The following is a 9,815-nucleotide window of genomic DNA, read 5'->3' as shown; positions in this document are numbered from 1 at the left end:
CGGCCGTCCCGTGCCCCCTGTGCTTCCGCCGCCCTGGCCCGGCCGGCCCGACACGCCACCGTCCGTGCTTCCCGTGCCGCTGCCCGGCCGCCCCGTGCCGCCAGTGCCCGGCCGCCCTGCCCCGCTGCCCGGCCGGGAGCCACCGCCGGTGGTGGGCGGCGCGCAGTCCGTCGGCGGAGGCGCGCAGTCCGAAGGCGAGGGAGACGGGCGGCCCGGCCGCTCCGGACGTCCGTACTTCGCGAACTCGCCGGCCAGTCGCTTGGACTCCTGCTGGAGCCCCACCAGCTCGATGCGGTCATCGTTCAGGCCCGGCAGCTTCAGCATCAGGAGGCTCTTCTTCGCCGTGTCCACCTGTTCGAAGAAGCCGCGGTTGTCGACGAGGAACTTCGCCGCGTCCCGGAGCGACGGCGACACGTTCTTGTCCTGCGAGATGCGCTGGAGGTCCGCGTGCGACAGCGAGCCGTCCTTCTTGCCGTCCAGCAGGTCCAGGTAGCCGAAGTTCGCCTCCAGCGTGCGCAGCGAGTCCGCGTAGTCCAGCAGCTTGGGGTCCAGCGGGCTGCGGCTTCCGGAGGTGCCTCCCGCCTGCGAAGCGCCGGACGAAGCGGAGCTCGCGTAGCCCGCGCCCGCCTTCGCCGCGTTCTGGGGCGCGCAGTACTCCGTCTTCGCGGATGGGTTCTTCTTCAGCTCATCCGCCACGCCCAGCGCGCCGCTGGCCGCCATCATCACGTTGCCGGTCATCACCCCCGCGGCCGTCTTGATGGAGTTCGTGAGGACGGGCGGAAGCCCCAGGGCGTCCCCCGCCAGGTCGGTCACGGCGGCCATGGGACCGCCCAGCAGGTTCGCCACGCCTTTCAGGATGTCGAGCATCGATACTCCCGCGCGACGGGTTGAAGTGGGTGCTGCCAGGTGCCGCGCGCCGTCTCTTCGGACGCGGACAGGCATTGCAGCGGCGGTGCCGGGCAGTCCGGCTCGCGGGGCGAGTCGAAACGCGGGGTTGGCCCGAGGGGGCCGCCAGCCGCGTCCCCACCCACGGACGGGTCGGTCCGCGGCGGAGGATTGCGGCTAGAGTCCCGCGCCCATGCGCACCTTCGGGCTCGACTACGGCACCAAGACCATCGGGGTGGCCGTCTCGGATGGACTGGGGCTCACCGCCCAGACGGTCACCACCGTGCGGCGCACGTCACTCAAGGGGGACCTGGCGGAGCTGTCCCGGCTCGTGAAGGAACACGAGGTGACGCGCTTCGTCCTGGGACTGCCCCTCAACATGAACGGCACGGAGGGCCCCCGCGCGGAGGCCTCGCGCAAGTTCGCGCAGGTGCTGGAGAGCGCGACAGGACTGCCCGTGGAGCTGTGGGACGAGCGGCTGTCCACCGTGGCCGCCCAGCGCACCCTATTGGAGGCGGACGTGCGCCGGGAGAAGCGGCGGGAGGTCATCGATCAGCTCGCCGCGCAGTTCATCCTGCAGGGCTGGCTGGACGCGCACCGCCCCAAGGACGACGACGGCTACGACGACAACTACAACCCGGAGGGCTGAGCAGCACCTCCGGGAATCGCTGACGAACTACGGCTGGCGCCGGTACACGTGCAGCGGCGCGGAGAAGCCGTCCTGCTCCTGGTACGCCACGCCGTCGAGCGTCAGCGTGCGCCCGTCCAGCTTCACGCCCGGGTCCTTCACCAGCTTGCCGCCGTCGAAGCGCACCAGCACGTCCGGCCGCGCGTCAGCCAGGCGCTGGCGGAAGGTGTCCCAGCGCACGCGCGCCATGCGCATCTCCGGCAGCGTGGAGAAGAAGGCCACCTGCAGGTCCATGTAGCTCGGGTCATCGTCGATGGCCGCCGCGCCGCCCTTCGCCGCCACCTCCTCCTTGAGGAAGCGCGCCACCTGCATCACCGCCACGGGGTTCGTGGACGTGGGGCTCACCGGGCGCAGCGAGTCGTGCAGCCCGCCCTCGGTGCGGAACGTGTAGATGCCCAGCGCCACCGGCATCACCACCGCCAGCACCGCGCTCACGCCCACCACCGCGCGGCGCGCGAAGGGCCCCTTGTTGCCCACCAATGCCGCCAGGCCCGGCGCCATGAACACTGGCAGGAGCACCAGCTGCGTCACCGTGAAGCGCGCCAGGGGCACGAAGCTCAGCAGCACCGCCGCGCGCAGGGTGAAGTACAGCGCGGGCACCACCGCCATCACCACCAGCCAGCGCGTCTCCGGGTGCTTCTTCCACGCGCGCGCCATGCCCACCCCGCCCAGGAGCGCCACGCCGGGCGTCAGCGTGAAGAGCGCCACCGCGGGCCAGAACCCCAGCTGCTGCAACCGCCAGCCCAGCGCGCCCCCCGCACCACCCGAGTCTGCCACCCACTGCCTGTGGAAGTCCTCCACCGCCTTGATGGGGAAGAACGGGTCGCCGTGCGCCAGCTCGTTGCCCTGCATCCACAACAGCGGGAACGGCAGGCACACCAGCCCAAAGCCCACCGCGCGCGTCAGGGACGCCACCCGGTCCTCGCTGCTGAACACCAGCGCCACCGTGATGAGCGGGATGTACAGCCACGCGTCGTAGCGAAGCGCGCACGCGAAGTTGAGCAGCACCGCGCCCCAGAACAGCGGCTGGAAGCGGTTCTCCTCCACCCCTTCCGCCACCAGCGCGAACACCGCCAGCATGAAGAAGAGCGACACCGACTCGCTGCCCGCGGTGGTGGAGAACTGCAGGTGCATGCCCCACGCGCTGAAGGCCAGCCCCGCCGCCACGCCCGCGCGCCAGCCGAACAGCCGCCGCGTCAGCGCGAACAGCGGCACCACCGACGCCACTCCGAACAACAGGCTCACCAGCCGGCCCGCCACGTCGCGCTCGAACACCGACAGCACCGCGCCCACCAGGTACAGGTGCAGGGGGCCGAACTGATACGTGCCGTCCTTGTAGGACGTGATGACGTGGGGATCGGCCAGCCACCGCTCCGCCAGCTCCGTGCGCACCACCGCGTCACCGAAGAGGTTCTCGTTGATGAAGAACACCCCCAACCGGGGGAGCAGCGCCGCCAAGAGCAGCAGACCCACCAACCACCGGATGGACGGCTCGGGCTGAGGGGCGGGCACCGCGGACAGACCGGGCACGGCGGAGGGAGGGGAAGCAAGGGCGGCGGGACTCGAAGCGGGAACCATGGCGCGCGCGAGGATACGCAGGCAGGGCTCAAAGCCAAGCCAGCGTCCCGCCCTCCTGCCCGGTGCCCGCCCGCCTGCCCCGTGCTTCTTCGGGAATCACTTCCCCGGGCAGCATGGGATTCGCGCCGTTACGCACCCTTCTGGGCGGGACGGAACCGGTGCGCCGGCCGTCATGCCGACATGTGGAGCGGACACGGACGCCGCCCCACAGTGAGGGCCTGCCTGGACGGGGTGTCCTCCGGCGGAAGCCCAAGCGTCGGGAAGTACGCGCTTGGGTGAGGTGGGACCGGACACATCGCACCGGGGGGGCTCCTCCCAGCGCGCGTCAGGGTCCTTATAATCGAAGTGCCTTTTCACCCCGTGGAGGAGGGCGGCTCCCCTCCGACACGAGCCGAACGCGCGGTCCCACTCCGCGGCGGGGTCCCGAAGGGGCTGAAGCATCGCGATTGTCGTCGCCTGGGACCTCTTCGGAGTGGGTGTGGAATGGCCTTCCAGCCCTCCAGGTTCACCATGTTGGCCCCCCGGAAGCACGCGACCGTTCGCGTCCTCCTGTGAGGCTACGAGGGAGAGACATGAAGGACGCTGAGAAGGGCTCGTGGGTCTCCAGGATCGCCGCGTTCCAGGACGTGAAGACCTACGCGGAACTCAACTGGGAGGGCTCTTTCGAGGACTACCTCGAAATCGTCCGCAAGAACCCCAAGGTCACCCGCACCGCCTTCCAGAGGATCTACGACATGATCCTCAGCCACGGGAAGTCGGAGTACATCGACAACAAGAAGAAGCTCACCCGCTACCACTTCTTCAGCGACGAGCGCTTCGGCGGCCGCGACGCCATCTTCGGCCTGGACGTGCCGCTGATGAAGCTGGTCAACGTCTTCAAGTCCGCCGCCCAGGGCTACGGCACGGAGAAGCGCGTCATCCTCCTGCACGGCCCCGTGGGCTCGTCCAAGTCCACCATCGCCCGCCTGCTCAAGAAGGGCATGGAGGAGTACTCGAAGACGCCGGAGGGCGCCGCGTACACCTTCTCCTGGCTCACCGACAAGAAGCAGCCGGACGGCACGGTGACGAAGGAGAAGATGAAGTGCCCGATGAACGAGGAGCCCCTCAACCTCATCCCCCGCGAGTGGCGCGACAAGGTCTTCTCCGAGCTGTCCCCGCCGGAGTCCGGCTACACGATTCCGAATGGCTGCGAGCTGTGCCCCGCCTGCCGCTTCGTCTTCAAGGAGCTGATGACCCAGTACGGCGGTGACTTCGCCCAGGTCATGGGCCACATCCACGTCAACCGGCTCATCTTCAGTGAGAAGGACCGCGTCGGCATCGGCACGTTCCAGCCCAAGGATGAGAAGAACCAGGACTCCACCGAGCTCACCGGCGACATCAACTACCGGAAGATCGCCGAGTACGGCTCGGACTCCGACCCGCGAGCCTTCAACTTCGACGGCGAGTTCAACATCGCCAACCGCGGCGTCATCGAGTTCGTCGAAGTGCTCAAGCTGGACGTCGCGTTCCTCTACGACCTGCTCGGCGCGTCGCAGGAGCACAAGATCAAGCCGAAGAAGTTCCCTCAGACGGACATCGACGAGGTCATCATCGGGCACACCAACGAGCCCGAGTACAAGAAGCTCGAGAACAACGAGTTCATGGAGGCCTTGCGCGACCGTACGGTGAAGATTGACATCCCGTACATCACCAAGCTGGCCGAGGAAGTGAAGATCTACGAGAAGGACTTCAACTCCCGCGCCATCAAGGGCAAGCACATCGCCCCGCACACGTTGGAGATGGCCGCCATGTGGGCCGTCCTCACGCGCCTGGAGGAGCCCAAGAAGCACAACCTGTCGCTCCTTCAGAAGCTCAAGCTCTACAACGGCAAGACGCTCCCCAACTTCACCGAGGACAACATCAAGGAGCTGCGCAAGGAGTCCGTGCGCGAGGGCCTGGAGGGCATCAGCGCCCGCTACATCCAGGATAAAATCTCCAACGCCCTGGTGAGCGACAAGGGCGAGGGCTGCATCAACCCCTTCATGGTGCTCAACGAGCTGGAAGCCGGCTTGAAGACACACTCCCTCATCAACACCGAGGACGCGCGCAAGCGGATGAAGGAGCTGCTCACCACGGTGAAGCAGGAGTACGAGGACATCGTCAAGAACGAGGTCCAGCGCGCCATCAGCGCCGACGAGGACGCCATCGGCAAGCTGTGCGGCAACTACATCGACAACATCAAGGCCTTCACCCAGAAGGAGAAGGTCCGCAACAAGTACACCGGCATCTACGAGGTGCCGGACGAGCGCTTGATGCGGTCGATTGAAGAGAAGATCGACATCCCCGAGAGCCGCAAGGACGACTTCCGCGGGGAGATCATGAACTACATCGGCGCGCTCGCCGTGGAGGGCAAGACCTTCAACTACCGGACCAACGAGCGGCTGCACAAGGCGCTGGAGCTGAAGCTGTTCGAGGACCAGAAGGACAGCATCAAGCTCAAGAACCTGGTGTCGTCCGTCGTGGACAAGGAGACCCAGGAGAAGATCGACCTGGTGAAGGACCGGATGATGAAGAACTACGGGTACTGCGAGATCTGCTCCACGGACGTGCTGAACTTCGTGGCCAGCATCTTCGCCCGCGGTGACGCCAAGGAGTAACGCGATAGCGCCTTGTCCAAGAGGGACGTGACACCGTGACCTTGAAGATCCACCAGGACCACTCCCGCTTCAAACAGATCGTCCGCGGGAAGATCAAAGCCAACCTGCGCAAGTACGTGCAGAAGGGCGAGATGCTGGGCAAGAAGGGCAAGGATGCCATCAGCATCCCCATCCCCTTCATCGACATCCCGCGCTTCAAGTACGGCCACAAGGAGCAGGGCGGCGTCGGACAGGGAGACGGTGAGGTGGGTCAGCAGCTCGGCCCCGGGGCGGTGGAGCCCGGGGACGGGCACCAGGCCGGCCAGGGCGAGGGAGACCACGCCCTGGAGGTGGACGTCACGCTGGAGGAGCTGGCGCAGATTCTTGGCGAAGAGCTCCAGCTGCCGCGCATTGAACGGCGGCAGAACGAGCGCATCGTCACGCAGAAGGTGAAGTACACGGGCGTGAACACCACGGGCCCGGAGTCGCTGCGCCACTTCAAGCGCACCTTCAAGCAGGCCCTGAAGCGGCAGATCGCCACCGGCACCTATGACCCGAAGATGCCGGTCATCATCCCCACGCGAGAGGACCGGCGCTACCGCAGCTACAAGCTGCAGGAGCTGCCGGAAACCAACGCGGTCATCATCTACATGATGGACGTGTCCGGCTCGATGGGGGACGAGCAGAAGGAGATCGTCCGCATCGAGAGCTTCTGGCTCGATACGTGGCTCAAGCATCAATACAAGGGTCTGGAGTCGCGCTACATCATCCACGACGCGGTGGCGCGCGAAGTGGACCGCGACACGTTCTTCCACACCCGCGAGTCCGGCGGGACGATGATCTCCAGCGCGTACAAGCTGTGCCGGGACATCATCCAGGCGGACTACCCGAAGAGCGCGTGGAACATCTACCCGTTCCACTTCAGCGACGGGGACAACTGGAGCGCGGACGACACGCGCCAGTGCATCGAGATGCTCCGCAACGACATCCTCCCGCAGGTGAACCAGTTCGCCTACGGGCAGGTGGAGTCCCCCTACGGCAGCGGGCAGTTCATCAAGGACCTGCGCGAGGCGGTGGGTGACACGAACAACGTCTCGCTGAGCGAGATCGCGGACAAGGACGCCATCTACGCCTCCATCAAGGACTTCCTCGGCAAGGGGCGCTGACACCAGCGCTTCTGTCTCATCCCCCACTGGAGCCACCGCCCCATGCCCAAGAGCCTCACACCGCGACTCGCAGCGCTGCGGGATGAAATCCACGGCTACGCCAAGGAGTTCGGCCTGGATTTCTTCGACACCGTCTTCGAGATGGTGAGCTACGACGAGATGAACATGGTGGCCGCCTACGGCGGCTTCCCCACCCGCTATCCCCACTGGCGCTGGGGCATGGAGTACGAGCAGCTGGCGAAGGGGTACGAGTACGGGCTCTCCAAAATCTACGAGCTCGTCATCAACAATGACCCCTGTTACGCCTACTTGATGGAGAGCAATCCGGAGGTGGACCAGAAGCTGGTGATGGCCCACGTCTACGGTCACTGCGACTTCTTCAAGAACAACTTCTCCTTCCGGCACACCAACCGCCGGATGATTGATGACATGGCCAATCACGCCACCCGCGTCCGGCGGTGGGTGGACAAGATTGGCGTGGAGAAGGTGGAGGACTTCATCGACCGGACGCTGTCGCTGGAGAACCTCATCGACCAGCACGCGCCCCACATCCGGCGCAACCCGGACCCGCAGCGCGCGGAAGAAGAGGCCAAGTCCAACGAGCGCGTGGAGGGCTTCAAGGTGAACCGCGAGTACATGCGCGGCTTCATCAACCCCTCCGAGTTCATGGACTCACAGCGCAAGCGCGCCGAGGACGAGAAGCAGCAGCGCAAGCGCTTCCCGGAGCGCCCGCAGCGTGACGTGCTGTACTTCCTGCTGGAGCACGCACCGCTGGAGCCGTGGGAGGTGGACATCCTCTCCATCCTTCGCGACGAGGCGTACTACTTCGCGCCTCAGGGCCAGACGAAGATCATGAACGAGGGGTGGGCCAGCTACTGGCACTCCACCATCATGACCCGCCGGGCGCTGCGCGACGATGAGATCATCGACTACGCGGACCACCACTCCGGCACCATGGGCGTGCGCCCCGGCGCCATAAACCCGTACAAGCTGGGCATCGAGCTGTGGCGGGACATCGAGGACCGGTGGAACAAGGGCAAGTTCGGCAAGGAGTGGGACGAGTGCGATGACCTTCGCGCACGCCAGGCCTGGGACAAGAAGCTGGGCGCGGGGCGTGAGAAGATCTTCGAGGTGCGCAAGCACTACAACGACATCACCTTCATCGACACGTTCCTCACCGCCGAGTTCGCCCAGCAGCAGAAGCTCTTCGTCTACGGCTTCAACGACAAGCGCAACTCGTGGGAAATCCTCGACCGCGAGTTCCGCAAGGTGAAGAACAAGCTGCTCACGTCGCTCACCAACTTCGGGCAGCCCATCATCGAAGTCGTGGATGGCAACTACGAGAACCGCTCGGAGCTGCTGCTCGCGCACAAGCACGACGGGCAGGACCTGAAGGGCGACTACGCGCGGGAGACGCTGCGCAACCTCCAGTCCCTGTGGCGGCGGCCCGTGAACATCATCACGCGCTACGACGGTAAGGGGGCCCTCTTGCGCTACGACGGGCAGCACCACTCGGAAAAGAAAGTGGAGCTGTAAGCCTTCCGAGCCTCTGGGCCCCAGAAGCAGGCAGGCGGGCTTGGGAAGTGCGGTCAGGATTTGGGCGGAGGACCAACAGTCCTCTACACTCCTGTATCGCCCCCCATGAAGACCGCTTCCCTCCTCTGCCTTGCCGCCCTCGGGGTGGCTTCGACGTCCGAAGCCGCCACCCAGTTCGAAATCAAGAACCGTCGCATCGAGCCGCGCCAGACGCTGGCGGGTGCGCTGCACGACGCGCAGCTGCCCGACGAGCAGGTGACAGCGGTCATCTCCGCGCTGGAGGGCGTGTTCGACTTCCGCAAGTCGCGCGTGGGCGACCAGTTCCGGCTGGTGATGAAGAACGGCGAGCTGGACTTCTTCGACTACCGCCAGAGCACCGTGGACGAGTGGCAGGTGCGCCGCGACGGTGAGAAGTACATCGGCAGCAAGCGCTCCATCGAGGTGGAGAAGCAGGTGTCGCTGGTGTCGCTGGAGATCAACTCGTCCCTGTACGAGGCGACGCTGGCCGCGGGCGAGGACCCGTCCATCGGCCTGGTGCTGTCGGACGTGTTCGCGTGGGACATCGACTTCTACCGGGACGTGCGCAAGGGCGACAAGGCGAAGGCCCTGGTGGAGAAGTTCGTCTCCAAGGGCCGCGTGCTGCGCTACGGCGAGGTGCTGGCGGCCACGTATGAAGGCGGCCTGGTGGGCAACAAGCGCGTGTTCCGCTACGTGCTGCCCAACGGCGAGGCCAACTTCTTCCAGGAGGACGGCGCCAGCGCGAAGAAGACCTTCCTCAAGAGCCCGCTGAAGTACGCGCACGTCACCAGCAGCTTCGGGTCGCGCTTCCACCCGGTGCTCCAGTACCTGAAGAACCACAACGGCGTGGACTACGGCACGCCCATTGGCACCCCGGTGTGGGCCGTGGCGGACGGCACCGTCGTGTCCGCGGGCAACGCGGGCGCCGCCGGCAACATGGTGCTGCTGCGCCACGCCAACGGCATGGAGACGCAGTACATGCACCTGTCGCGCTTCGGTGACGGCGTGCGCGCCGGCCAGCGCGTGCGGCAGAAGCAGGTGATTGCCTACTCCGGCAACACCGGCCGCTCCACTGGCCCGCACCTGCACTTCGGCCTGAAGCGCAACGGCACCTACGCCAACCCGCTCACCCAGAAGTTCCCTCGCGCGGATCCGCTGCCCAAGGAGCTGACGGCGGACTTCCTCGCCAAGGCGCATGACATGGCCCAGCAGATTGACGCCGTGTCCGTGGCCGCCGTCGCCGGCAAGGCGGGCCCGCCGCCCACCGCCACGAAGTAACCTCAGGCGTCTTGAGTTGAAAGCCCCCGGGCCCCCTCCCCTTCACGGTGG

General features: G+C 66.2%; 6 protein-coding genes and 1 pseudogene. 5 read left to right on the top strand and 2 right to left on the bottom strand.

Annotated features, from left to right (window positions below; genetic code table 11):
- Window positions 1-867: pseudogene (locus D7Y11_RS26845) on the bottom strand (hypothetical protein); the annotation flags it as partial.
- Between the two features lie 211 nt (window positions 868-1,078).
- Here D7Y11_RS26845 and ruvX point away from each other — a divergent pair.
- Window positions 1,079-1,534, top strand: coding sequence for a Holliday junction resolvase RuvX (ruvX, locus tag D7Y11_RS26840; RefSeq protein WP_120581631.1), 456 nt, complete (start codon window positions 1,079-1,081; stop codon window positions 1,532-1,534).
- Between the two features lie 27 nt (window positions 1,535-1,561).
- Here ruvX and D7Y11_RS26835 read toward each other — a convergent pair whose 3' ends face one another.
- Window positions 1,562-3,151, bottom strand: coding sequence for a glycosyltransferase family 39 protein (locus D7Y11_RS26835; protein ID WP_126935127.1), 1,590 nt, complete (start codon window positions 3,149-3,151; stop codon window positions 1,562-1,564).
- A gap of 572 nt (window positions 3,152-3,723) precedes the next feature.
- On the opposite strand from D7Y11_RS26835, the gene D7Y11_RS26830 reads away from it, so the two are divergent.
- The 4 genes from D7Y11_RS26830 (at window position 3,724) to D7Y11_RS26815 (ending at window position 9,764) form a co-directional block, all read left to right on the top strand.
- A complete protein-coding gene (locus tag D7Y11_RS26830; RefSeq protein WP_120575832.1) occupies window positions 3,724-5,787 on the top strand; it encodes a PrkA family serine protein kinase in 2,064 nt (687 codons plus the stop codon).
- A gap of 35 nt (window positions 5,788-5,822) precedes the next feature.
- Entirely contained in the window at window positions 5,823-6,932 is a 1,110-nt protein-coding gene (locus D7Y11_RS26825) for a DUF444 family protein (RefSeq protein WP_120575833.1), read from the top strand.
- 42 nt (window positions 6,933-6,974) lie between these two features.
- On the top strand, window positions 6,975-8,468 hold the full coding sequence (locus D7Y11_RS26820; protein WP_120575834.1) for a SpoVR family protein: 1,494 nt from the start codon (window positions 6,975-6,977) through the stop codon (window positions 8,466-8,468).
- A gap of 105 nt (window positions 8,469-8,573) precedes the next feature.
- Window positions 8,574-9,764: a peptidoglycan DD-metalloendopeptidase family protein gene (locus tag D7Y11_RS26815; RefSeq protein ID WP_120575835.1), complete on the top strand. Its 1,191-nt coding sequence runs from the start codon at window positions 8,574-8,576 to the stop codon at window positions 9,762-9,764.
- Window positions 9,765-9,815: the final 51 nt, after the last annotated feature.

The sequence above is a fragment of the Corallococcus sp. AB018 genome (assembly GCF_003986945.1).
In the GTDB taxonomy this organism is placed as follows: Bacteria; Myxococcota; Myxococcia; order Myxococcales; family Myxococcaceae; genus Corallococcus; species Corallococcus exiguus.
Note: the sequence above shows the minus strand (reverse complement) of the source record. Positions and strands in the feature narration are given on the sequence as shown.

Excerpts from the sequence above, each read along its gene's own strand:
- D7Y11_RS26830 (WP_120575832.1), top strand. The coding sequence starts at position 3,724 with ATGAAGGACGCTGAGAAGGGCTCGTGGGTCTCCAGGATCGCCGCGTTC.
- D7Y11_RS26820 (WP_120575834.1), top strand. The coding sequence starts at position 6,975 with ATGCCCAAGAGCCTCACACCGCGACTCGCAGCGCTGCGGGATGAAATC.
- D7Y11_RS26815 (WP_120575835.1), top strand. The coding sequence starts at position 8,574 with ATGAAGACCGCTTCCCTCCTCTGCCTTGCCGCCCTCGGGGTGGCTTCG.
- ruvX (WP_120581631.1), top strand. The coding sequence starts at position 1,079 with ATGCGCACCTTCGGGCTCGACTACGGCACCAAGACCATCGGGGTGGCC.
- D7Y11_RS26835 (WP_126935127.1), bottom strand. The coding sequence starts at position 3,151 with ATGGTTCCCGCTTCGAGTCCCGCCGCCCTTGCTTCCCCTCCCTCCGCC.